20 protein-coding genes are annotated in these 22,726 nt (G+C 61.2%); 11 read left to right on the forward strand and 9 right to left on the reverse strand.

Annotation, left to right across the window (positions count from 1 at the left end; translation table 11 throughout):
- Positions 1–84: 84 nt before the first annotated feature.
- From rhuM (IEX16_RS20245) to murB, 4 genes are all read right to left on the reverse strand, one after another.
- Positions 85–288 carry a RhuM family protein gene (rhuM, locus tag IEX16_RS20245; RefSeq protein WP_268236608.1) on the reverse strand — a complete coding sequence of 68 codons (204 nt, stop codon included), beginning with the start codon at positions 286–288 and terminating at the stop codon, positions 85–87.
- Positions 289–313: 25 nt separating this feature from the next.
- Positions 314–1,162, reverse strand: a complete 849-nt coding sequence (rhuM, locus tag IEX16_RS20250; RefSeq protein ID WP_268236609.1) for a RhuM family protein — start codon at positions 1,160–1,162, stop codon at positions 314–316.
- Positions 1,163–1,231: 69 nt separating this feature from the next.
- Positions 1,232–2,389, reverse strand: coding sequence for a Fic family protein (locus tag IEX16_RS09485; protein ID WP_188708140.1), 1,158 nt, complete (start codon positions 2,387–2,389; stop codon positions 1,232–1,234).
- 155 nt (positions 2,390–2,544) lie between these two features.
- On the reverse strand, positions 2,545–3,597 hold the full coding sequence (gene murB / locus IEX16_RS09490; protein WP_188708142.1) for a UDP-N-acetylmuramate dehydrogenase: 1,053 nt from the start codon (positions 3,595–3,597) through the stop codon (positions 2,545–2,547).
- Positions 3,598–3,650: 53 nt separating this feature from the next.
- On the opposite strand from murB, the gene IEX16_RS09495 reads away from it, so the two are divergent.
- Together IEX16_RS09495 and IEX16_RS09500 are read left to right on the forward strand one after the other, a co-directional pair.
- Complete coding sequence (locus IEX16_RS09495; RefSeq protein WP_188708144.1) at positions 3,651–4,136, forward strand: YajQ family cyclic di-GMP-binding protein; 486 nt, start codon at positions 3,651–3,653, stop codon at positions 4,134–4,136.
- Between the two features lie 2 nt (positions 4,137–4,138).
- Entirely contained in the window at positions 4,139–4,885 is a 747-nt protein-coding gene (locus IEX16_RS09500; protein ID WP_188708146.1) for a retropepsin-like aspartic protease family protein, read from the forward strand.
- A gap of 76 nt (positions 4,886–4,961) precedes the next feature.
- On the opposite strand, the gene plsY is transcribed toward IEX16_RS09500, so the two are convergent.
- The 3 genes from plsY to IEX16_RS09515 form a co-directional block, all read right to left on the reverse strand.
- On the reverse strand, positions 4,962–5,594 hold the full coding sequence (gene plsY, locus IEX16_RS09505) for a glycerol-3-phosphate 1-O-acyltransferase PlsY (protein WP_188708148.1): 633 nt from the start codon (positions 5,592–5,594) through the stop codon (positions 4,962–4,964).
- Positions 5,595–5,620: 26 nt separating this feature from the next.
- Positions 5,621–6,112: an aminoacyl-tRNA deacylase gene (locus tag IEX16_RS09510; RefSeq protein WP_188708150.1), complete on the reverse strand. Its 492-nt coding sequence runs from the start codon at positions 6,110–6,112 to the stop codon at positions 5,621–5,623.
- Between the two features lie 106 nt (positions 6,113–6,218).
- Entirely contained in the window at positions 6,219–7,283 is a 1,065-nt protein-coding gene (locus tag IEX16_RS09515) for an aldo/keto reductase (protein WP_188708152.1), read from the reverse strand.
- Between the two features lie 192 nt (positions 7,284–7,475).
- Between IEX16_RS09515 and IEX16_RS09520 the strand changes: the two genes are divergently transcribed.
- Together IEX16_RS09520 and IEX16_RS09525 are read left to right on the forward strand one after the other, a co-directional pair.
- On the forward strand, positions 7,476–8,135 hold the full coding sequence (locus tag IEX16_RS09520) for a YiaD family glycine zipper/OmpA-like lipoprotein (protein WP_188708154.1): 660 nt from the start codon (positions 7,476–7,478) through the stop codon (positions 8,133–8,135).
- Positions 8,136–8,359: 224 nt separating this feature from the next.
- Complete coding sequence (locus IEX16_RS09525) at positions 8,360–9,514, forward strand: sensor histidine kinase (protein ID WP_188708156.1); 1,155 nt, start codon at positions 8,360–8,362, stop codon at positions 9,512–9,514.
- 500 nt (positions 9,515–10,014) lie between these two features.
- On the opposite strand, the gene IEX16_RS09530 is transcribed toward IEX16_RS09525, so the two are convergent.
- Complete coding sequence (locus IEX16_RS09530; RefSeq protein WP_229676271.1) at positions 10,015–11,985, reverse strand: acetate--CoA ligase; 1,971 nt, start codon at positions 11,983–11,985, stop codon at positions 10,015–10,017.
- 85 nt (positions 11,986–12,070) lie between these two features.
- Between IEX16_RS09530 and IEX16_RS09535 the strand changes: the two genes are divergently transcribed.
- The 5 genes from IEX16_RS09535 (at position 12,071) to IEX16_RS09555 (ending at position 19,578) form a co-directional block, all read left to right on the forward strand.
- The gene (locus IEX16_RS09535; RefSeq protein ID WP_188708160.1) at positions 12,071–13,075 is read left to right on the forward strand and encodes an alpha/beta fold hydrolase; all 1,005 of its coding nucleotides are present in this window, start codon (positions 12,071–12,073) and stop codon (positions 13,073–13,075) included.
- 76 nt (positions 13,076–13,151) lie between these two features.
- Positions 13,152–16,640, forward strand: a complete 3,489-nt coding sequence (locus IEX16_RS09540) for a response regulator (RefSeq protein ID WP_188708161.1) — start codon at positions 13,152–13,154, stop codon at positions 16,638–16,640.
- A 2-nt stretch (positions 16,641–16,642) separates the two neighbouring features.
- Complete coding sequence (locus IEX16_RS09545; RefSeq protein ID WP_188708163.1) at positions 16,643–17,530, forward strand: CheR family methyltransferase; 888 nt, start codon at positions 16,643–16,645, stop codon at positions 17,528–17,530.
- A gap of 5 nt (positions 17,531–17,535) precedes the next feature.
- A complete protein-coding gene (locus tag IEX16_RS09550) occupies positions 17,536–18,126 on the forward strand; it encodes a chemotaxis protein CheB (protein WP_188708165.1) in 591 nt (196 codons plus the stop codon).
- A 237-nt stretch (positions 18,127–18,363) separates the two neighbouring features.
- Entirely contained in the window at positions 18,364–19,578 is a 1,215-nt protein-coding gene (locus tag IEX16_RS09555) for a hybrid sensor histidine kinase/response regulator (protein ID WP_188708167.1), read from the forward strand.
- A 529-nt stretch (positions 19,579–20,107) separates the two neighbouring features.
- On the opposite strand, the gene IEX16_RS09560 is transcribed toward IEX16_RS09555, so the two are convergent.
- Positions 20,108–20,458, reverse strand: coding sequence for a DOPA 4,5-dioxygenase family protein (locus IEX16_RS09560; protein WP_188708169.1), 351 nt, complete (start codon positions 20,456–20,458; stop codon positions 20,108–20,110).
- 42 nt (positions 20,459–20,500) lie between these two features.
- Between IEX16_RS09560 and IEX16_RS09565 the strand changes: the two genes are divergently transcribed.
- Both IEX16_RS09565 and prfB read left to right on the forward strand, forming a co-directional pair.
- A complete protein-coding gene (locus IEX16_RS09565) occupies positions 20,501–21,550 on the forward strand; it encodes a glycerophosphodiester phosphodiesterase (protein WP_229676272.1) in 1,050 nt (349 codons plus the stop codon).
- A 54-nt stretch (positions 21,551–21,604) separates the two neighbouring features.
- Positions 21,605–22,709, forward strand: a protein-coding gene (prfB, locus tag IEX16_RS09570) for a peptide chain release factor 2 (RefSeq protein WP_188708171.1) whose coding sequence is annotated in 2 segments (ribosomal slippage) — positions 21,605–21,685 and positions 21,687–22,709 — 1,104 coding nt in all. Because the reading frame shifts where the segments join, the coding sequence is not laid out codon by codon here.
- Positions 22,710–22,726 lie beyond the last annotated feature (17 nt).

The raw sequence follows: 22,726 nt of genomic DNA on the forward strand, positions 1-22,726 counted from the left end.
CCTTCGGAATTCTTATGGCTGGACTTTACCCGAGGGGCATGGCCACAACGCCCGTGGGCGCATGGACACATCAATCTCTGCAGTTCAATCGCCCGACGCGCGGGGGAGCTGCTTAACCATGCGGTCAAAGTCGCTCTCAAACAAGCGGTCTTGCACGATGCGGTATTTCTCAAACTCGCTTTCCGCATGGGCCTTGGCGATTTCTGCTGATACCTTACCGGCATCCTGCAGGATTTCTCGATCCCACAGTTGCAGGAAGCGGGCCAGGCGCTCCTCCCAATCTTGCATTGGTCATGGGGATACGGCGCATGGCTTACAGTTCAGCCATATCCAGGTAGGCCGACACGATGCGCTGCATCTGCGCCATCTCGAACTCCGATAGGTAATTCTTGGCGACGGAAACGTCATATTTGTGGACCTTGCCGTGGGGCGCGCCTTCCCAGTGGGTCAGGCCCATGTTTTCCTTCTGGTGGTTCGCCCGGTCCACGATCACCTCTGCCGCCGTCTGCCCGTGGATAGCGTAATGCAGTTTGTTTTGCACAGCGGCAAAGAAGCGTTTGGTGGCCGTGGCAGTGGCAGTGGTGTCGTAATCCAGTGCCGTGGAGTAGATGTCCGTGATCTTCTGGTAGAACTTGCGCTCAGTGAGCCGGATTTCCCGGATCTTTTCCAACTGCCGCTCAAAGAATTCTTCAGTCAGCACGCTGCCGGCACTCTTCAGGCGATCCACATCCATGACCCAGCCTTGGATCGTGTAGTCCTTCACGATCTGGTTGGCCCATTTGCGGAATTGCACTGCGCGCTCGTTCTCAATCTTGAAACCGACGGCAATGATGGCCTGCAGGCTGTAATGATCCACCTTGCGCTGGACCTCGCGGTCACCCTCGGTTTGAACCATTAAGTACTGCTTAACAGTTGCCTCGCGCTCTAACTCGTTATCCGCATAGATGCGCTTCAAATGTTGGCTGATGGCTGGTACCGATACATCGTAGACCGTGGCCATCATCTTTTGCGTGAGCCAGAGGTTTTCATTCTCGTAACGCATTTCGACACTATTGCTGCCGTTACCGGTGGCCGCAACAAAGGTCAGGTACTCCGCAGCCGAAGAGCGGACGATCGAAACATCGGTCTTGGTCGTCGGTGCCTGGGACTTGCGTTTGGTCATATGCGTGGCAAAGCAAAGTTTCCGGTCAGCGATGGCACGATTTCAGCCCTCATTCTGTTTGCTGTTATTTTATACAGCACTCAGCAGCGCAATGTACGCAGCGTAACTGTAGCTGCGGTTTTTTTTCTGCCCGGTCAGCTCCGTGACGATACCCAAATCTTCCAGCACTTTGACGGCTGCCGTGGCGGTGGGGAAGCTGGTGGCCAGCTTCTGGCGCACCTGGTCGATGGTGAAGCGCGGCATCATGGGCAGCATTTCAAACAAACGGTAGCTGCTGGGCCCTGCCTTGGGCGCCGCCAACAAGCTGCGGCGGTCTGTTGCCAACAGCGTGGCAATGGCCACGATGTTGCGTTCGGCATCGTGGGCTGCCGTGGCTACGCCTTCAAGGAAAAACGCCACCCAGCCCTCCCAGTCGCCTTCGGTACGCACGTTGGAAAGGCGGCGGTAATACTCGAACTGGTGTTGCTTCAGGTAGCCGCTAAGGTACATCAAAGGCTCAGGCAGCAAGCCCCAATGCTCCAGCAGCGCGGCAATCAACAGGCGCCCAATACGGCCATTGCCATCCAGAAATGGGTGAATCGTCTCAAACTGCAGATGGACCAGTGCCGTTTTCACCAGCGGCGGCAAGGGCTGCGAGCCATTGTCTGTGTTGTGTATGAAACGCTCCAGATCTGCCAGCAAGGCAGGCACCCGCTCAGGCGGTGGCGGCACAAACACCGCATTACCCGGCCGCGTCCCACCAATCCAGTTTTGCGAGCGGCGCAACTCGCCAGGCTGCTTGCCGTTGCCCCGCGCGCCATCCAGCAACAGCCGGTGGGCGTCACACAGCAAACGCACGCTCAAGGGCAGGCCAGCCGGGTCACGCAGTTGCGACTGCACCAGCCGGAAGGCACGCAGGTAGTTGGTGACTTCTTCCACATCGTCGGTGTTGTTCACCGCAAAGCCGGCTTCTTCGTCAAACAAATCTGCCAGCGTGGCCTGGGTGCCTTCAATCTGCGAGGTGAGCAGCGCCTCTTTGCGAATGGCGCTGTAGAGCAGCCAGTCCACCGACGGCACCAGCCCGGCAACGCCCGACAACCGCGCCAGCGCCAGCTCGGCCGCACGGTTGGCCTCCACAAAGGACTCGGGCGCTAGCGCTGGCTTGGCGGGCGGCAGTGCGTGCGGCACAAACGCCTGCACGGACTCGCCCAAGGTGGTGGAGGCGGCGTAGGTACCGGTGCTGCGCATGATTTGAAAGAGTTCTTTAATTTGATGAGATCAAATTAAACCAATCTTTAATACGAAGCGCAAGTATGAAAGCAGGCTTTACAGAGCGCAGATGCCCGGAAAAAAAAATAACTTCCCCACCTCACGCGCAAACACCGGCACAGCCGCGTCATGCCTTAAACCACCACCGGCTCGGGCTCCAGCAAGATGCCAAACCGCTCGTAAACACTGGTCTGTATCGCCTTGGCCAGGGTCATGACTTCGCCGCCGGTCACCGGGTCGGCGCTGCCGCCCCGGTTGACCAGCACCAGCGCCTGGCGTTCGTAAACGCCGGCATTGCCAATGCTTTTACCCTTCCAGCCGCAGGCGTCGATCAGCCAGCCTGCGGCCAGCTTCACCGAGCCGTCATCGAGCTGGTAATGCACGATTTTTGGCTCGCGCTGGATGATGTCGGCGCACTGCTCGGGCGACACCGTGGGGTTCTTGAAAAAGCTGCCGGCATTGCCAATCACCGCCGGATCGGGCAGCTTGGTGCGGCGTATCTCGCAGACCCAGTCATAAATCTGCAAGGCGTCGGGTTGGACGCCAGGCGTCTGGGCCATTTTTTTCTCGAGATCGGCGTAACCGAGCACCGGCTTCCAGGCCTTGGGCAGTGCAAAACGCACCCGCGTGATCAACGCCTTGCCGGCCAGACCCAGGCCGTTGGGGCCCGTGCTGCTGTGTTTGAACACCGAGTCGCGGTAGCCGAAAGCGCATTGCGCGGCGCCCAGCGTGAAGGCTTTGCCTGTCGTCAGGTCCACCGCATCGAGCGAGTCGAAGCGGTCCTGCAGTTCCACGCCGTAAGCGCCTATGTTTTGCACCGGCGAGCCACCGACGGTGCCCGGAATCAACGCCAGGTTTTCCAGCCCCGGATAGCCCTGGTGCACGGTCCAGTCCACGATGTCGTGCCAGCTTTCGCCGGCGCCGGCCTCGACGATCCAGGCTTTGGCGGTCTCGCCAAGCAGCTTTTTGCCCTTGATCTCGACCTTGAGCACCAGCGGCTTGACGTCGCCGGTGATCACGATGTTGCTGCCGCCGCCCAGCACAAACTTGGGCGCATCCCGCAGCGCCGGGTCGGCCAGCACGGCGGCCACATCCTGCTCGCTGCTGATACGCACCAGGCTCAAGGCCTTGGCCATGATGCCAAAGGTGTTGGAAAACTGGAGGGGGACGTTTTTCTCGACTAACATCGCAGGATTGTCTCACCCGGCCTGCTGCAAGCCGGTCAAACCGCTGAAAAACCATGCCCTCTTTTGACACCGTCCTCGAAGCCGACCTGGTCAAGGTCAAGAACTCGGTTGAAAACACCGCCAAGGAAATCGGCACACGTTTTGACTTCAAGGGTACGGCGGCAGCCATCGAGCTCAAGGACAAGGAAATCACGCTGATCGGCGACAGCGATTTCCAGATTGACCAGATCACCGACATCCTGCGCAACAAGGCCACCAAGAGCGGCGTCGATGTGCGCTTTTTCGACGCCGGCAAGGTCGAAAAGATCGGCGGTGACAAGGTTAAGCAAATCACCAAGGTGCGCAACGGCATCGAGACCGAACAGGCCAAGAAAATATCGCAGTTGATCAAGGGCAGCAAGGTCAAGGTGCAGGCCTCGATCCAGGGCGACGCGGTGCGGGTCACCGGCAAAAACCGCGACGACCTGCAGGAGGCCATGGCCATGATCAAGGCCGAGTTGCCCGACATGCCGCTGAGTTTCAACAACTTCAGAGACTAGACATGAGCCCCCACGCTCGCCACTGCGTGAGCTTCGCTGCCCCCCTGGGGGGCTGGCCTTGCTTGGGGCGGCCCGGCGCGGCGGCCGTTCGTGTGCAACTCGGCCTGTTGCTGTTGGCGCTGGCCTGCTTGCTGCCTGGTCTGGCTTACGCCCAAAGCGTTGCGCTCGCCGGCATCCTGGGCAGCAAGGCGCTGCTGGTCGTCAATAGCGCGCCGCCCAAGTCGGTGGCGGCCGGCGACACGCACATGAATGTCAAGGTGATTTCCGCCTCTGGCGACCAGGCGGTGCTGGAACTCAATGGCAAGCGCCTCACGCTGCGGGTCGGTGATGCGCCGGTCAGCGTGGGTGCGGGTGGGGGGACCGGCGGCGGAGCGGGCAAGGGCAACCGCATCGTACTGAACGCGGGCAGCGGCGGGCATTTCATGACGGCCGGCCAGATCAACGGCCGCGCGGTGCAGTTCATGGTGGACACCGGCGCCACCAGCATCGCCATGAGCGCGGCGGACGCTGAACGCACCGGCATCCAGTACAAAGACGGGGACCCCGTACGCATGACCACTGCCAACGGCATCACCCAGGGTTACCGCGTGAAACTCAACTCGGTACGGATCGGTGATGTCGAGGTCTTTGACGTTGATGCCGTGGTGTCACCCCAACCCATGCCGTTCATGCTGCTGGGCAACAGCTTTCTGACACGCTTTCAGATGCTGCGCGAGAACGAGCAGATGATTCTGGTCAGGCGTTATTAGGGAAGCGCTGCACAAGCCCCCTGCGGCACGCGCTCATCCGGACACGGGCAGTTCTTGAGCTTGACCTGGCCCAAACTCAGCGTTTGGCCTTGCTGCCCAGCTTCGATTCCTCGCCTCTGAGCAGCTTGTTGATGTTTTCCTTGTGCCGGTAAGCAAGACAGGCACTCATCACAAATATTGCCAGCGCCATGGTTTTGTCCATGTACCAGAAGCTGCGGTCACCGATCATGTAATACCAGGGCGCAAACAGCGCGCAGGCCAGCGAGGCCAGCGACGAGTAGCGCGAAAAGAAAGCGACGATGACCCAGGTCGCCAGCGTGGCCAGCCCGAGCACCCAGTGCACACCAAACAACACGCCCGCTGCGGTGGCCACCCCCTTGCCGCCCTCGAATTTGAAAAACACCGGGTACAGGTGACCGAGGAAAGCGGCCAGCCCAACGGCCGCCAAAGTGCCCTCCCGCAAGCCGTAATCCCGGCCGAACCAGGTCACCAGCGCCATCGGCAGCCAGCCCTTGAGGCCGTCCAGCAGCAAGGTGGCAACGGCCGCTGCTTTGTTGCCGGAACGCAGCACATTGGTCGCACCCGGATTCTTGCTGCCGTAGCTGCGCGGATCGTTCAGGCCCATCAACTTGCTGACGATCACCGCGAATGACAGCGAACCCATCAGGTAGGCCGCCACGACGGCGAGGGCGGAAGGAAGGTAGTCCATGGGGTTCTCCGGATATTGTTATGACGTCAGTCTTCGAGCGCGCAGTTGACGGATTTTGCACCCAGCAGCGCGACACACACCTCCGGGTCCAGTCCCACAAGGTAGCCGCGCCGGCCGCCGTTGATGGCGATTTCAGGCAAAGCCAAAATGCTTTCCTCGATATACACCGGCATGACTTTGCGCGTGCCGAAGGGTGAGGTCCCGCCGACCAGGTAACCGCTGTGCCGATTCGCCACCTCGGGCTTGCAAGGCTCCACCGACTTGGCGCCAATCTGGCGCGCCAGGTTTTTCGTCGACACCTTGCGGTTGCCGTGCATCAGCACCAGCAGCGGTTTGGCATCCTGGTCCTGCATCACCAGGGTCTTGACGACGGTGAAGGGATCAAACCCCAGCACCTCGGCACTGTGCTGCGCGCCGCCGTGCTCCAAATACTCATAAGGGTGCTCGGTGAAAGCCACCTTGTTGGCCTTGAGCAACTGCGTGGCTGGTGTCTCCGACACGTGATCTTTTTTGCTCACTGCGGTACTTCCGTTCAAATGCCAGCGCGGAGACGGCTTCGCCGGGCCGCAGATGGCGTCCCCCTTTGGGGGGAGGCGCCAAAGGCGCTTCGGGGGGAAACCATATTCAGAGCGCGGGGTCCCGCGCGTCCCAGCGGATCGCGTCGATGGAGGTCAGCAGTTCGGGCGACAGCTTGGTGCCCCAGGCATCGAGGTTGTCGTCGAGCTGCGCGACCGAGGTCACACCGATGATGGTGCTGGCGACCTGCCATTTGCCGTAACAGAAGGCCAGCGCCAGTTGTACCGGCGACAAACCATGCTCGCGTGCCAGCGCGTTGTAGCGGCGCGCGGCGGCGAGGGCCTCGGGTCGGCCCCAGCGCTGCTTGCGTACCGATTCGTATCTGGCGATGCGCCCGTTCGCCGGTGCATCCGGACCGCTGGTCCCGCTGTTGTCGTATTTACCGGTCAGCAGCCCAAAGCCCAGCGGCGAGTAAGCCAGCAGCGACACGCCAAGCCGGTGCATGCTTTCATCCAGCCCGTTTTCCACCGTGCGGTTGATCAGGCAGAACGGGTTTTGCACCGTCGCGATTTTCGCCAGCCCATGCTGGTCGGCCAGCCGCACAAACTCGTGCACGCCGTAAGGCGTTTCATTGGACAGGCCGATGGCGCGCACCTTGCCGGCCTTGACCAGACCACTCAAGGCTTCAAGCTGGTGGTGAATGCTGGTGACCGGTTTGTCTTTGGCCGGGTCGAAATAAACAAGACCGAAAGCCGGGACGTTGCGCGCCGGCCAGTGGATCTGGTACAGGTCAATCACATCGGTCTGCAGGCGCTTGAGGCTGTCCTCACAGGCCTGCACGATGTCTTTGGCCGTCAGGTCCGGATTGCCCTTGCGTACCCAGTCCATGCCGCGTGCCGGGCCGGCGACCTTGGTCGCCACTACCATCTTGCTGCGCGCACCGGGCCGGCTGGACAACCAGTTGCCAATGATCGTTTCAGTCGCGCCAAAGGTTTCAGCGCGGGCCGGTACCGAGTACATTTCCGCCGTGTCAAGAAAGTTGACACCGCGCTCCAGCGAGCGGTCAAGAATGGCGTGTGCGGTGGCTTCATTGACCTGCTCGCCAAAGGTCATGGTGCCCAGACAAATAGAGGTGACCTGCAGGTCGCTGCTGCCAAGTTGGACTTTGTTCATGGGTTCACTTAAAGACAGGTTGAAGAAAAAGCGCAGGGCGCACCGGCATAAGTTTAAAGCCTGGCCGGACACGCGGTTGGCGCTCAGCTTGTCGGGCATTTTACTTACAAATACAGATGACAATTCGCACTAACATCGGATTACCAAGCCGTGGTTCGCGTGCTTGCACAAAAACTTCCCAGGAGAAATTACATGAAACTCGCCCTCACCTCACTGACTTGCGCTGCCCTCTTTTTGAGCGGTTGCGCCAACATGAACGAAACCCAGCAAGGCACAGCCAAGGGCGCCGGCATCGGTGCCGTCGCAGGCGCAGTCCTCGGCGCGGCAACCGGCGGCTCCAAAGGTGCAGCCACTGGCGCAGTGCTTGGCGGCGCTGTGGGCGCGGGTGGGGGTTATCTGTGGTCGCAGCGCATGCAGCAACAAAAAGCTGCCATGGAACAAGCCACGGTCGGTACCGGCGTGGCCGTGACCCAGACCTCCGACAACCGCCTTAAGCTGGACATTCCTTCGGACATCTCGTTTGCGACCGGCCGCTCTGAGATCAACTCCAGTTTCGCGCCCATCTTGAACCAGTTCGCGGGCAGCCTGAACCAGAACCCGGTGACCACCGTAACCATCATCGGTCACACGGACAACACTGGCAGTGATGCCATCAATAACCCGCTGTCCATGGATCGTGCCAACAGCACCCGTAACTATCTGGTATCGCGCGGCGTCGCCGCCAACCGCATCGGCACTGATGGCGCCGGCTCACGCCAGCCTCTGGCCGACAACAACACCGCTCAGGGTCGCGACAAAAATCGCCGCGTGGAAATTTATGTGGCTGAGCCGGTTCAGGCTGCGGCCCGCTGATCGAACACTCGCGTCCAGACACCCCCGCTGCAAACCGGCGCCAACAACGATTGGCGTCGCACTGGGCGACGTGATCGCCGACTCGACGTCCCGGGGACACTGACGACAAACCCTCCGGGCAACCGGGGGGTTTTTTAGCTTTTTGTTTCTGGTTTCTGGTTTCTGGTTTCTGCCGGTCAGGCGCCCCCCCCCCATGCCGGGACGTTCTTCAACAAAGGTTCACCATGCGACTTTCAACCCACCTGCGTATCAACGCGCAGGAAATTCTTGCAGCCTGGGACGCCTTTGCCGCCACCCTGGTGCAGGATGGCGGCATGCTGGACCATGCCACTTTGCGGGATCATGCCGGTGAAATCCTCGCGGCGATTGCCGACGAGCTCGACCGCCCACCGGCCGGGGCAAATGCAGACACCCCCAAACCCGCAAACGAAAGTGCCCCGGAAGACCTGGAGGCGGCCGCCGGCACCCATGCCGACACCCGCATGGTCTCGGGGTTCGCTATCGACGCCATGATCACTGAATATCGGGCATTCCGCACCAGTGTGGTCCGGCTGTGGCTGGCCGCAGGCGGCGGGCGGGACCAGCCGCGCGACATGGAAGACCTTGTCCGCTTCCATGAAGCCATGGATCAGGCAATCGCCGAATCGGTGGCCCGCTACACCGACCAGACCCGTAAATCCACCGAGCTGTTCATCGGCATCCTCGGTCACGACATCCGCAACCCGCTAGGCACCATCTCCATGTCGGCGCAGTACCTGGTGCGCTCTGGCAAGCTGGCCGCCAGCGCGGCGGAAACCATCATCAACAGCGTGGTGCGCATCAACAGCGTGATCGAACATGTGGTGGATTTCACACGCGTGCAGTCAGAGGGCATGATGCCAATCAAGCCGGTGCCCGGCGACCTGGCCAGCCAGTTTGCCAAGGTGCTGGCAGAGACCCGCGTGCGTTATCCGCGCAGCCTGCTGCGTCTGGAAAGCGCCGGCAACTTCGAGGGCTTCTGGGACGAGGGCCGTATGGGGCAGCTGCTGTCCAACCTGCTGACCAACGCCCTCACCCATGGTGCGGCCGACGAACCAATAACGGTTCGCCTGTGGGAAAACTCTGAAGACGTGGCCTTTTCCGTGCACAACCTGGGCACACCGATTCCGCCCCAGGAACAGAAACGGATTTTCATGCCGCTTGTTCGCGGCCTGGGGCACGGCCAGGGCGAGCGCCGCGAAAGCTCCGGCCTGGGCCTGGGCCTGTTTATCTGTCAGGAGATTGTCCGCGCTCACGGTGGAACCCTGGACCTTGCCTCCAGTACGGCTGGCGGCACCAGCTTCACGGTCCGCCTGCCGCGTTCGGCGCCGGCTGTGCCGGCGCCGCGTAATGTGAGTTGAGTACACCCCTGTGGCTGGTGCTTGCATCACGCTGCGCCTGCGGTCTGCTCGCTGCAGTAGGTCTGACTCCCCACTCCCACCCCTAGCCCCTCCCTCGCCCCGCTGAGCGATGGAGGGGGGCTTCATGTGGCGGCGTGTGCTGCGCTCGCGTGCAAACATGACCGTTCCTTGGGATTCCCGTCCTTGAAGCGCTGCGCGCTTCAAGGACTCCGGATTTTGTCCCCGCATTGGTTTATCCCCCACCCGTCTGGCTGGGCCGAGGAGCACAGCCGAAAACGGATCAGGACGAGCGATTGTTTGAGCCGAAGGCGAGTTCGAGCTCGACCCCGTTTTCGGCGAGCACCGCAGGTTGCCCGCAGCGAAGCGGAGGGACCCGGACCATCGGTCGCCTTCTCTTTGCTTACTTTCTCTTGGCGACGCAAGAGAAAGTGAGTCGCCCGGCGGGGCGAGACCCGGCCTGCTGGCAGACCCCAGCCGACGGAGTCAAGACGGGAAAGGATTCACCCGGCGCTTGCTTTACGGAAGCGCTCTTCTTCCTGCAGCCTGAGCACGCGCCGCTGCACCTTGCCGGTGGTGGTCATGGGCAAGGAGTCTATGAACTCAATCTCCTTGGGGTACTCGTAAGGTGCCAGCAATCCCCTCACATGGTTTTGCAGTTGTGCTATCAGTTCTGCATCAAACTGACCCTCAGCCCCTGACTGTCGGACACGAGCAGCTATGAAATCAGGAGCAAGCACGACATAGGCCTTGACCAGCGCGCCGCGCTCGCGGTCGGGCTTGGGCACCACGGCCGCATTCGCCACCGCCGGGTGTTTGACCAGGCAATTTTCGATTTCACCGGGGCCGATGCGATAACCGGCCGCCTTGAACACATCGTCGGCACGCCCCTGGTACCACAGGTAGCCGTCGGCATCACGCGTGGCGAGGTCGCCGGTGCGGCACCAGTCACCGGTGAACTTGGCCTGCGTGGCCGCGTCTTTATTCCAGTAGCCAAGAAAAAAAATCGGGTCCGGATCGCCATGGATGTCATAGCGGTTCACCGACACGTCGCCCGGCACGCCGACCGGGCATTCATTCCCGTCTTCGTCAATCACCGCCACGCGGTGGCCGGGATAGCCCTTGCCCATGCTGCCGGGCCGGGCCGGCCATCCGACAGCCCCCACGCTTTTCACTTCGTTTAAGGCGCTGCCCCCCGAGGGGGCCGTGCCTTGCTTGGGGCGGCCCTGCGCTGCGGCGCCAGTAGTTGCCTCCGGCGGGGAGCGGTTCATACTGCAATTTCCGACGATGTAATTGATCTCGGTCTGGCCGAACATCTCGTTGACCACCACCCCCAGTTCGTCCCGGCAGTACCAGAACACCGCGTCGCCGACCGCCTCGCCGGCGCTCATCATGGCCTGCAGTTTGAGCTTGAAATGCCTTCGCGGCTGCGGGAAGGCCTTCATCATGGCCTTGAGCGCGGTCGGGAATAAAAAGGTGTGCGTCACGCCCTGTGCAGCCATCAGTCCGAAAGCCAGTTCGGGGCTGAAGCGTCCGTTGAAAGCGACGATAGGACGGCCGAAATACAGCGTGGGCAGCAGGGCGTCCATCAGCCCGCCGGTCCAGGCCCAGTCTGCGGGTGACCAGAACACTGCCGTGTTCTGGTCACCCTTGCTGGGCTTCGCCCTTTTTGTGTTCGCCCCCTCCCCGGCCCTCCCCCCGCCGGGGGAGGTAGTCTGGTGGTTCTCGTACGGGTTGAAGCCGAACCAGTTCTGGCTGCAAACAAACCCCGGCAGGTTGCCGACCAGCGCGCGGTGCGCAAGCAGTGCGCCCTTGGGCGGTCCGGTGGTGCCGCTGGTGTAGATCAATATGGCCGCATCGTCGGCGCGTGTCCTAACCGGTGTGAAGGCGGGCCAGCGCGGTTCCACCGACGGGCCGCCCCTAGGTGGAACAGCCCCCTCGGGGGGCAGCGAAGTACGCGAAGCGACAAGCGTGGGGGCCGGTTCCGGGTAATCGAGGTCGCCCTGCCCGCCGGCTGCGCCGGCAGCCATCACCGCACGCAGGGCCGGGCAGCGGCTGCGCACCGCCTGGATGTTGGCCATAGAACTCTCATCGCAAATAGCCAGCACCGCGTCGCTGTCCTGCAGCCGGTATTCCAGCGCCTCGGGTCCGAACAGCATGGACAGCGGCATGGCCACGGCGCCCATCTGGAACACCGCCATGTAGGCGACGGCAGTTTCAAAACGCTGCGGCATCACGATGGCGACCCGGTCGCCGCGTTTCACGCCTGACTGCACCAGCGCATGGCTGAGCGCATCGGCCGCCTGCTGGAGCTGAAAATATGTATAAAAAGTGGTCTCAGCCCCCGGTTGGTGGACGTGGATAGCTACTCTTTTGATAGCATCTCTGACGCCATCGGCCCGCGCCCAGCGCCGACAGCAAACCTCGGCAATGTTGAAGTAGGCATCGACCTGCCAGCGGAAAGCGCTGTGCATGGCAGCGTAATGATCGGGGGGCAGCGCGGCTGCGATGTCCCTGCCTTGACTGTGGGGCGCTGCAAGTCTCTTTATCATCACCCCAATGTACAAAGAAAAGCGCATCTCCCGCAGCGAGTTAGTCCCTATACGCGGCATCGATTACCACGTGCGCATCTGGCAGGCTGACGCCGCGGCCGCCAGCGCCCGGCCGCCCCAAGCAAGGCCAGCCCCTCCTATCGGGCAAAGGGGCAGTGAATCACCGGAGGCACACGCAGTGGGGAACGTGGGGGTACCACTTGTCTTGGTGCATGGCTGGATGGACGTGGCTGCGTCCTGGCAGTTTGTGGTGGACGCGCTGTCCGATACCTTCGTGCTGGGTCGCAGCATCATTGCCCCCGACTGGCGGGGGTATGGGCAAACTGGCACCCTGGGTGCAGACAATTTCTGGTTTCCCGATTACCTGGCCGATCTTGATTTTTTGCTCGACCATTACGCGGCCGACCAGCCTGTCGATCTGGTCGGCCACAGCATGGGCGGCAATGTCGCCATGCTGTACGCCGGCGTGCGCCCGGCCCGCATCCGCAAGCTGGTCAACCTTGAAGGTTTCGGCATGCCGGCCACCCGACCCGCTCAGGCCCCTGGCCGTTTCGCCAAATGGATGGACGATCTCAAAAGCCTGCACAAGGGCGAGATGGCGCTCAAGCCTTACCAGGACGCGGCTGGCGTAGCCCGGCGCCTGATGCGCACAAACCCGCGCTTGAGCCCCGACAAGGCCAACTGGCTGGCGCGCCACTGGGCGGCCCCTGACGACGAGGGCCAGTGGAACATCCTGGGCGATGCGGCCCACAAAATCGTCAACGCCCAGCTTTACCGCGTGGATGAAGTGCTGGAGATTTACCAGCGCATCAGCGCGCCCACACTGGCGATTGAAGCCTCGGACGACTCCCTGGGCAAATGGTGGCAGGGCAAATACACGCTGGCCGAATACCGGGAACGCCTGAAATCCGTGCCGCAGGTCAGCACCGCCGTGATTGCGGATGCCGGCCATATGCTGCACCATGACCAGCCGGAACAACTGGCACGCTTGATAGAGGGTTTTCTACGCTAAGTGCGCCAGCGCGCACCCAGGACAGGGCTTTGGGCGCATACTTGACGCTTTGCAGCGCTCGGCGCGGGGGACCACGATGACCGAGCCAGTCCATATTCCGCAGGACAACCTGCGCCGCACCCTGACGCGCAACGTCAGCCTGCCGCTGGCAGTGGGTACCCTCAGTGCCGCCATTTTTGTCAGTCTCACCTTCTACCTGCTGTCAATGCTGGGCGGCGTTGACCTGGCCGAGCGTGCCGTCAGCAAGGCAAACCAGATCGCCAAGCTGGGCGCCGACATGGAAGCCAGCATGTACGGCTACCTGATCACGGGTGAAGAGCCCCTGCTGCAGACACTTGAGATCGGTAAGCCGCGTCTTGCCGCAGAAACCGCCTCGCTGGCCGAGCTGGTGCGCAACAACCAGCCCCAGGTCAACCGGCTCAGGCGCATTGCCGCCTTGCAAACCCAATGGAACGAGTTTGCGCAAAATATTGTGGATTTGCGGCGCAAGGGCCTGGACTACCAGTCGCCGGTCCGCGCCGCTGGCGGAAAAAGCCTGAACGATGAAATTCAGCGCGAGTTCGCCGACTTCATCAGCCTTGAAGAGCGTCTGCTGCAAGAGCGCAACGCGCAGGCAAGCAACAGCACCGCCTGGGGCATGGCGGCCTACCTGCTGTTCAGCCTGGGCATGAGCGGGCTGCTGGCGCTGCTGGGGCATCGCGAGTTGCAACGTTTGTCAGACTCGTACGGCGCGGCGGAAAAAAAACAGGCCGCCACCGCGCTGCTGCTGGATCAGCAGCTGTGGCTCCGCACCGGCCAGCGGCAGCTGGCCGAACACACCATCGGGCAGCAGGCACTGGAATCATTGGGCCGTAGCGTGCTGGAGTTTGTGGCACGGTATCTGGACATTGCCATAGCGGCCCTGTATGTGCGTGAAGACAATGGCGACCTGCGGCGCGTGGCCGGTTACGGCTTTAGCGCAGAAGACGAAGCCAAGGGCCACACCTTTTACAGCGCCGAAGGCATGGTCGGTCAGGCGGCACTTTCAAACCAGGTCATGCAACTCGACGACCTGCCCGAAAATTACCTCAAAATTGTCTCCGGCCTGGGCAAGGGCTCACCGCGCCATGTGTTGCTGATCCCGGTACACAACGACGGCCAGGTCAATGGCGTGGTCGAGCTTGGTTTTCTGCGCGCGCTCGGTGCGCGCGACCTGGAGTTTGTCAACATGATTGCCAACAACATCGGCAACTCCATCCACGCGGCGCTGTACCGCCGGCGGCTGCAAGACGTGTTGACCGAAAGCCAGCGACTCAATGAAGACCTGCAGTCGCAGCAGGAAGAGCTGCGCAGCGTCAACGACGAGCTGGAAGAAAAGTCACGCGTGCTCAAGGAATACCAGGTCAATCTGGAAAACCAGCAGGCCGAGCTGGAGCAGACCAACGAGCAGTTGTCAGAAGTGGCTCTGTCACTCGACCAGAAGAATGGTGCCCTCAACCAGGCGCAGACCCTGCTGGAGGAACGCGCCGAAGAACTCAGCCGGGCCAGCCGCTACAAGTCGGAGTTTTTGGCCAACATGTCGCATGAGTTGCGCACACCGCTAAACAGCTCGCTGATTCTGGCCAAGCTGCTGGCAGACAACCCCAAGGGCAACCTCAATGATGAGCAGGTCCGGTTTTCACAGTCGATCTACTCCGCCGGCAACGATCTGCTGAACCTGATCAATGACATTCTCGACATCTCCAAGGTTGAGGCCGGCAAGCTGGAATTGACACCCGAAGACATTGTGCTGGGCAATCTGGTGAACTCGCTGAAGAACACCTTCGAGCCCATGGCCAATCAGAAGCAGTTGAAGTTCGAAATCAATATCAGTCACGGCACGCCCGTCACGCTGGTCACCGATCGACAGCGCGTGGAGCAGATCCTGAAAAACCTGCTGTCCAATGCCATCAAGTTCACCGACGCAGGCAAGGTCAGCCTCACCGTGTCACAACAGGCCGATGGGCAGATAGCTTTTGCGGTGCAGGACTCGGGCATAGGCATTCGCCCCGATCAGCATGGCGTTATTTTCGACGCCTTCCACCAGGCCGACGGCACGACCAGCCGTCGTTATGGCGGAACCGGTCTGGGACTGGCGATTTCGCGCGACCTCAGCAGTTTGCTCGGAGGCGCCATCACGCTGGAGAGCCGTGAAGGCAATGGCAGCTGCTTCACGCTGCGGCTCCCCACCGTCTGGACACCCGCCCAGCTGCAGCCGTCTCTGCCGGTCAGCCCTCCAGGCGCACGTCCCACACCGGCAGCCATGCTGCCCGTAGCCAGCGCCCTCTCCAGCACAGTCGCAGCCCTGGAGGCAACAGCGCCCGTGCCGGTGTTCGCCGATGACAGACACAAGCCGCTGACCAGCCGGCTGGTGCTGGTGATCGAGGACGATCCTGCTTTTGCACAAATCCTCTACGACCTGGCCCACGAGCTGGGTTACGACTGTCTGGTCGCACATGGCGCTGAACACGGCATCGCGCTGGCCTCGCAGTTTTTGCCGGCCGCCATTCTGCTCGACATGGGCCTGCCCGACCGCAACGGCCTGTCGGTGCTGGAGCAGCTCAAACACAACCCGTTGACGCGCCATTTGCCGGTGCATGTGGTGTCGGGTGAAGAACCACGCGAGCCCGCCCTTCAGATGGGCGCCATCGGTTACACCATCAAACCCACCACACGCGAGCAACTCAAGGCAGTTTTCAAAAAGCTGGAAGACAAACTTACCCAGAAGGTCAAACGTGTGCTGCTGGTGGAAGACGACGCCTTGCAACGGGCCAGCGTAACCAGCCTGATCGGCGACGACGACGTGGAGATCACGGCTGTGGAAACCGGCGAGGAAGCACTGGTACTTCTGTCAAACACGATTTACGACTGCATGATCATTGACCTGAAACTTCCCGACATCCAGGGTTATGAGTTACTGCAGCGCATGGCCACCGAAGAAATTTCGTCCTTCCCCCCGGTGATTGTTTACACCGGGCGCAACCTGACCCGCCAGGAGGAAGCCGACCTGTTGAAGTACTCACGCTCCATCATCATCAAGGGAGCCCGCTCGCCCGAGCGCCTGCTCGATGAGGTGACCCTGTTTCTGCACAAGGTGGAAGCCGACCTGTCGGCGGACCGCCAGGTCATGCTCAAGGCCGTGCGCAGCCGGGACAAGGTGTTTGAAGGCCGCCGCGTCTTGCTGGTGGACGACGACGTGCGTAACATTTTTGCGCTGACCAGTGCGCTGGAGCAAAAGGGCATATTGGTCGAAATCGGCCGCAATGGCTTTGAGGCGATCAGCAAACTCAATGAAGTCGAGAGCATCGACCTGGTGTTGATGGACGTCATGATGCCCGGCATGGACGGCCTGGAAGCCACACGCCGTATCCGCCAGGACCCGCGTTTCCAGAAACTGCCCATCATTGCCGTCACCGCCAAAGCCATGAAAGACGACCAGGAGTCGTGCCTGAAAGCCGGCGCTAACGACTACCTTGCCAAGCCAATTGATCTGGACCGCCTGTTTTCACTGCTGCGTGTCTGGATCCCGAACGTGGAACGCGTTTGAGCATGCCTGGAAGAAGCGTCTCGACAGGAGCGGCGCGCGCGGGCGCACTACCGCACGCGGGGGCAAGCGTCAGCGAATTTGAACTGGATTCGCTGGTGGAAGCGATCTACAACACGTACAGCTACGATTTCAGGAATTATTCCGGCGCATCACAAAAGCGCCGCATTCTGCAGGCCATGGCCCACTTTGAGTGCCCGACCGTTGGCGCGTTGCAGGCCCTGATGCTGAAGGACGCCACGTTATTCGTGGAGCTGTTGCAGTACCTGACGATTCCGGTCAGCGAGATGTTTCGCGACCCGGTTTTTTTTCTGGCGCTCCGCCAGCAGGTCTTGCCAGTACTGCACACCTACCCCTCCCTCAAAATCTGGGTGGCCGGTTGCAGCACGGGTGAAGAGGTCTATTCACTGGCAATTTTGCTGCGCGAGGAAGGCCTGCTGGAGAAATCACTGATCTACGCCACAGACATCAATCCGGTGGCACTGGAAAAGGCCAGACGCGGCATATTTACCTTGGCCAGCATCAAGGGCCACACAGTCAACTACCAGCAAGCCGGGGGCAAACAGGCCTTTTCTGACTATTACAGGGCTGCTTACGAAGCCGCCATTTTTGACCCGACCCTGCGCACCAACGTCACCTTCTCTGATCACAGCCTGGCCACCGACAGCGTCTTTTCAGAAACGCAACTGGTGCTCTGCCGCAATGTTCTGATCTATTTCAACAAGCCTTTGCAGAACCGCGTCCTCGGTCTGTTTCATGAGTCGCTGAGCCATCGGGGTTTCATGGGCCTGGGCATCAAGGAGAGCATCGATTTCTCGGGGTATGTGGACCATTTTGAGGTGTTGGACAAGTCCGCCCGGATTTTTCGCAAACTCAAGGCGTTGCCTGCCTGAACGCCATGAAAGCCACAGCAAAAAAAAGGCCGGCCATTGAAGCCGTCGTCATCGGCGCTTCTGCCGGAGGGGTACATGCCTTGCTGGCTTTGTTGACCGATTTGCCGCGCAGCTTTGGCCTGCCCGTGATCGTTGTGTTGCATCTGCCGGAAGACCGCGACAGCCAGTTGGCCGAGATTTTTCAATACCGGCTACCGATTGCAGTGCGCCAGGCTGCGGATAAAGAAAGCATTGCACCCGCCACACTGTATTTTGCGGGCCCCGGTTATCACCTGTCAGTTGAAATGGACCGTACTTTTTCACTTAGCTGTGAAGAAGCCCTGCATTTCTCACGCCCTTCAGTCGATATTCTGATGGAGTCCGCAGCCGATGCATATGGCGCGGCGCTTGCGGGTATTTTGCTGACGGGCGCCAACGAGGATGGTGCTGCCGGCATGGCGCGTATCAAGCAACAAGGCGGCCTGACTGTCGTGCAGGACCCCGTCGAAGCGGAGGTGCCCACCATGCCTGAGGCGGCGATTTTCAGGCAGGCGCCCGATTTCATCCTCAAGCTGGCCGGCATCCGGGATTTTCTGCTTAAACTTGACCGGGCTTGACAACCGTCATCCACCACAACCCGTTATGTGTGCCACCGCACAGACGGGCCATCCGCCAGCTTGCACCCTTTAAGGCACATATTTCATGCACTTTATTATCCGAATTTTGAGCCCACGGGTCACGCAGCTTCCATGAGATTGGCCAGTTTTGATGCCACGACTACCCACGTACAGCCGGAGCCGGCTTTACACTTGGAGATACCTCTGCGCCAGTCCGCGCCCACTGACCCACGGCTCATGTCTGAAGAAAATACCACGCGCATTCTGATCGTCGATGACCTGGCCGAGAACCTGCTGGCCCTGAATGCGCTGATCCGCCAGGACGATCGCACCATCTTCCAGGCATCACGCGGTGAAGATGCCCTTAATTTGCTGCTTGAGCATGAGTTCGCGCTGGCGATTCTGGACGTGCAGATGCCGGGCATGAACGGGTTTGAACTGGCCAAGCTGATGCGCAGCACGGAAAAAACCCGCCAGATTCCCATCATTTTTGTCAGCGCTGCGGGCAAGGAATCCAACTACGCCTTTACCGGCTACGAAACTGGTGCCGTCGACTTTTTGTACAAGCCGCTGGATATAGCTGCGGTCAGGGGCAAGGTCAGCGTTTTTGTCGAGCTTTATTGCCAGCGTCGCGAAGTCCGCAGGCAGGTTCAGGCGCTTGAGAAAAGCCGCCACGAACAACAAATCCTGCTGGCGCAACTGCAGGCCACCGAAGGCGAGCTGCGCAAGGCCTTGCGCATGCGGGACGACTTCATGTCCATGGCCGCCCATGAGCTGCGCACACCGCTGAACACCATGTTTCTGGAGACGCAGTTGCGCAAGATGCAGCTGGCAAGAGGCCAGGAGCAAATTTTTGACACCCCCTACCTGCATACCATGGTCGCCAAGGACCAACGGCAGATACAGAGCATGGTGCGGCTGATTGACGACATGCTGGACGCCTCGCGGATTCGCAGCAACCGGTTGTCGATTCGCCCGGTTCAGGTCGAGCTGACCGGGCTGCTGGCCAGGGTGGTGGACAACTTGTCCAACCAGGCTGCCGACGCAGGCACCACCATCACCCTGCAGGCACACCCGCCGGTCACAGGCCTGTGGGACGCCTTCCGGATTGAGCAGGTCGCCATCAACCTGCTGACCAACGCCTTGCGTTACGGCAGGGGCAAACCGGTGAAAGTCAGCTTGCACGCGCTGCCGGGCAGCGTGCGGATGGACGTGTGCGACCAGGGCATGGGCATCCCGGAGGCAGCGCAGCAGCGCATTTTCGAGCAGTTCGAGCGGGTGACCGGCAATGACGGCATCGGGGGTCTGGGCCTGGGTCTGTACATCACCCGGCAACTGGTAGAAGCGCACGGCGGCAGCATCAGCGTGCAAAGCAAGCCCGGCGAAGGTTCTGTTTTCAGCATCACCCTGCCGCTGCAGCCGCCTGTCGAGCCGGCGCTGGCCGCAGACTGACGGATTTCGTCCCGCCGCCCCGGCCAGCAGGCCTTGGCAGGCCCCGGCACCCGTTCATGCAGAAGACAGCACTACCTGACTCCCCACTCCCACCCCTAGCCCCTCCCTCGCCCCGCTGGGCGATGGAGGGGGACCTCATGTGGCCGCGTGCGCTGCGCTCGCGTGCATACATGACGGTCTGTTGGGATTCCCGCAGAAGAAGCGCTGCACGCTTCTTCTGCTCCGGATTTGAGTTCGGTATTGGTATTTGCCTTCTCTGTTTTTTCTCCACCACCCGTCGGGCTGGGCCGAGGAGCACAGCCGAAAACGGATCAGGGCGAGCGATTGTCTGAGCGCAGCGAGTTCGAGCTCGACCCGTTTTCAGCGAGCACCGCAGGTTGCCCGCAGCGAAGCGAAGGGACCCAGACCATCGGGTCGCCTTTCTTTTCCTTAGGTTTCTTTGGCGACGCAAAGAAAAGTAATTCGCCCGCCGGGGCGAGACCCGGCTTGCTGGCATACCTCAAAGCATGAGGAAAAAACAAGATCCCCCTTAGCCCCCGAACATGGCCAACTTCAGCGGCCAGGAGCGCCCCAGCCAGTAGGCATGGGTGGTGTGGTCGGCCAGGTCGTCGCCGCTGACACCGTGCACAAACACATCGAGGCTGCCGCGATGGTGGTCCAGCCAGGGAATCACCGCATCGAATTCGGTGCGGCCGAATGTCAGCTGGCAGCTCCATCGCGGGTGCGGGCCGACTTCTTTTTCATGCACGCGGCCGACCTGCAGGCCGAATTGTTCACCCGCGGCCGCCACCAGCGCGCGTGCCTGCGCCACTGTGCCGGCGTCGAAATAAACGTGCGCATGGTAAAGCTCATGCTGGTTGACGGGGTAGCGCGCATTCATGCCCCCATTGTCACGCCAGCGGGGCAAAATGCAGCGATGACCATGCTCACCCACCCCGCCATGCCACCCCACTCGCCCGCTATTCGCTCACTTTTTGATAGCTGTGTGCGCACGCCGAATATGGGTTGGAGGCCGATTTGGCTTGTTATTCTGACTACAGTCTCACTGTTCGCCCAACCGGCCGCCGCTTTCGACCTGCAAGGCCATCGCGGCGCCCGCGGCCTTGCGCCGGAAAACACCCTGCCGGCCTTTGAGCGGGCGCTGGCCATCGGCGTCAGCACGCTTGAGCTGGACGTGGGCCTGAGCGCCGATGGCGTGGTGGTGATCGCGCACGACCTGCACCTGAACCCGCTGATCACGCGCGATGCCGCGGGCCAGTGGCTGATCGGAAGCAAAGGGCCGCTGATCCGCTCGCTGCGTCTGGCGCAGTTGCAGACTTACGATGTGGGCCGCATCCAGCCCGGCACGCCCTACGCCAGCACCTTCGGCAGCCAGCAGCCGCTGGACGGCACACGCATCCCGACTTTGGCTGCGCTGTTTGAGCGCGTGAAGCTTCTGGGCGGGAACGGCATGCGCTTCAACATTGAAACCAAGATCAACCCGGAGCAACCGGGCGACACCGCCAGCCCCGAGCAGATGACTGAAGCGCTGCTGAAGGTCGTGCGCGATGCCGGCATGCTGCAGCGCGTGAGCATCCAGAGCTTCGACTGGCGCACGCTGCAAATCGTGCAGCGGCTGGAACCGTCGATTCCCACGGTTTACCTGAGCATTCAAACGGCCAACAGCAACAACATCGCCAGCGGCGCCTGGACGGCCGGCTTCAAGCTCGCCGAACATGCCGGTGTCCCGGCCATGGTCAAGGCCGCCGGCGGCGCGGTCTGGGCGCCCAACGGCGGCGCGGTCACGCAGGCGCTGGTGCAGCAGGCGCAGGCGCTTGGCCTGAAGGTGATTCCCTGGACCATCAACCAGGTGGCCGACATGGAGCGCCTGATCGCCTGGGGCGTGGACGGCCTGATCACCGACTACCCGGACCGCCTGCGCGAAGTGATGCACCAGCGGCAAATAGCCCTGCCCGCGCCTTTGAAGCCCTGAGCGGTCAGAGCATGAGAAAATGCTGGATTGACCTCAGACCACACAGGATTTCCCATGGAAGCAGAACGCATCAATACCATCGCCAACCAGCTCGCCGACCTCAGCAACCGGGTCAACGAGCTCAGGGGGTATCTTTGACTATCCTGCCAAGGAACGTAAGTTAAACGAAGTCAACGCGGCGCTAGAAGACCCGAAAGTCTGGGACAACCCCAAACGCGCGCAGGAACTCGGCAAGGAAAAGAAATCGCTGGAAGACGTGGTCCATGTGATAAACCGCCTGACCGGCGAGCTGGCCGACAACTCCGAGTTGTTCGAGATGTCCAAAGCCGAAGGCGACGAAGCCGGCATGACCTCCATCGAAGGTGAGGCCGCGAATGTGGCCACCGAGGTCGAGAAGATGGAGTTCCGCCGGATGTTCAACAACCCGGCCGACCCGCTCAACGCCTTCCTGGACATCCAGGCCGGCGCCGGCGGCACCGAAGCCTGCGACTGGGCCAGCATGCTGCTGCGCCAGTACCTCAAGTACGCCGAGCGCAAAGGTTTCAAGACCACGATTGAAGACGAAACCGCGGGCGACACCGCCGGGATCAAGGGTGCGACCATCAAGATCGAGGGCGAATATGCCTTCGGTTTGCTGCGCACCGAAACCGGCGTGCACCGCCTGGTTCGCAAGTCGCCGTTCGACTCCTCCGGAGGGCGCCACACCTCGTTTGCCTCGGTGTTTGTTTATCCCGAGGTCGACGACTCGATCGAGATCGACATCAACCCGTCCGACGTGCGCACCGACACCTTCCGCGCCAGCGGCGCTGGCGGCCAGCACATCAACAAGACCGACTCGGCCGTGCGCCTGACACACATCCCGACCGGCATCGTGGTGCAGTGTCAGGACGGTCGGAGCCAGCACAGCAACCGCGACGTCGCCTGGAAACGCCTGCGCTCGCGCCTGTACGACTTCGAGTTGCGCAAACAACAGGAAGCCCAGCAAAAACTCGAAGACACCAAGACCGACGTGGGCTGGGGCCACCAGATCCGCAGCTATGTGCTGGACAACAGCCGCATCAAGGATTTGCGCACCAACTACGAAACTTCGGCCACCCAGAAAGTGCTCGACGGCGATCTTGATCAATTTATCGAAGCTTCGTTGAAACAGGGCGTATGACTTTAAAAACTGTCATT

It is taken from the genome of Polaromonas eurypsychrophila (genome assembly GCF_014641715.1).
GTDB lineage: Bacteria > Pseudomonadota > Gammaproteobacteria > Burkholderiales > Burkholderiaceae_C > Polaromonas > Polaromonas eurypsychrophila.

What these genes read in the sequence shown, in the direction of transcription:
- rhuM (WP_268236608.1), bottom strand. Translation starts at nt 288, where the DNA reads ATGCAAGATTGGGAGGAGCGCCTGGCCCGCTTCCTGCAACTGTGGGAT.
- rhuM (WP_268236609.1), bottom strand. Translation starts at nt 1,162, where the DNA reads ATGACCAAACGCAAGTCCCAGGCACCGACGACCAAGACCGATGTTTCG.
- IEX16_RS09485 (WP_188708140.1), bottom strand. Translation starts at nt 2,389, where the DNA reads ATGCGCAGCACCGGTACCTACGCCGCCTCCACCACCTTGGGCGAGTCC.
- murB (WP_188708142.1), bottom strand. Translation starts at nt 3,597, where the DNA reads ATGTTAGTCGAGAAAAACGTCCCCCTCCAGTTTTCCAACACCTTTGGC.
- IEX16_RS09495 (WP_188708144.1), top strand. Translation starts at nt 3,651, where the DNA reads ATGCCCTCTTTTGACACCGTCCTCGAAGCCGACCTGGTCAAGGTCAAG.
- IEX16_RS09500 (WP_188708146.1), top strand. Translation starts at nt 4,139, where the DNA reads ATGAGCCCCCACGCTCGCCACTGCGTGAGCTTCGCTGCCCCCCTGGGG.
- plsY (WP_188708148.1), bottom strand. Translation starts at nt 5,594, where the DNA reads ATGGACTACCTTCCTTCCGCCCTCGCCGTCGTGGCGGCCTACCTGATG.
- IEX16_RS09515 (WP_188708152.1), bottom strand. Translation starts at nt 7,283, where the DNA reads ATGAACAAAGTCCAACTTGGCAGCAGCGACCTGCAGGTCACCTCTATT.
- IEX16_RS09520 (WP_188708154.1), top strand. Translation starts at nt 7,476, where the DNA reads ATGAAACTCGCCCTCACCTCACTGACTTGCGCTGCCCTCTTTTTGAGC.
- IEX16_RS09525 (WP_188708156.1), top strand. Translation starts at nt 8,360, where the DNA reads ATGCGACTTTCAACCCACCTGCGTATCAACGCGCAGGAAATTCTTGCA.
- IEX16_RS09530 (WP_229676271.1), bottom strand. Translation starts at nt 11,985, where the DNA reads ATGCACAGCGCTTTCCGCTGGCAGGTCGATGCCTACTTCAACATTGCC.
- IEX16_RS09535 (WP_188708160.1), top strand. Translation starts at nt 12,071, where the DNA reads ATGTACAAAGAAAAGCGCATCTCCCGCAGCGAGTTAGTCCCTATACGC.
- IEX16_RS09540 (WP_188708161.1), top strand. Translation starts at nt 13,152, where the DNA reads ATGACCGAGCCAGTCCATATTCCGCAGGACAACCTGCGCCGCACCCTG.
- IEX16_RS09545 (WP_188708163.1), top strand. Translation starts at nt 16,643, where the DNA reads ATGCCTGGAAGAAGCGTCTCGACAGGAGCGGCGCGCGCGGGCGCACTA.
- IEX16_RS09550 (WP_188708165.1), top strand. Translation starts at nt 17,536, where the DNA reads ATGAAAGCCACAGCAAAAAAAAGGCCGGCCATTGAAGCCGTCGTCATC.
- IEX16_RS09555 (WP_188708167.1), top strand. Translation starts at nt 18,364, where the DNA reads ATGTCTGAAGAAAATACCACGCGCATTCTGATCGTCGATGACCTGGCC.
- IEX16_RS09560 (WP_188708169.1), bottom strand. Translation starts at nt 20,458, where the DNA reads ATGAATGCGCGCTACCCCGTCAACCAGCATGAGCTTTACCATGCGCAC.
- IEX16_RS09565 (WP_229676272.1), top strand. Translation starts at nt 20,501, where the DNA reads ATGCTCACCCACCCCGCCATGCCACCCCACTCGCCCGCTATTCGCTCA.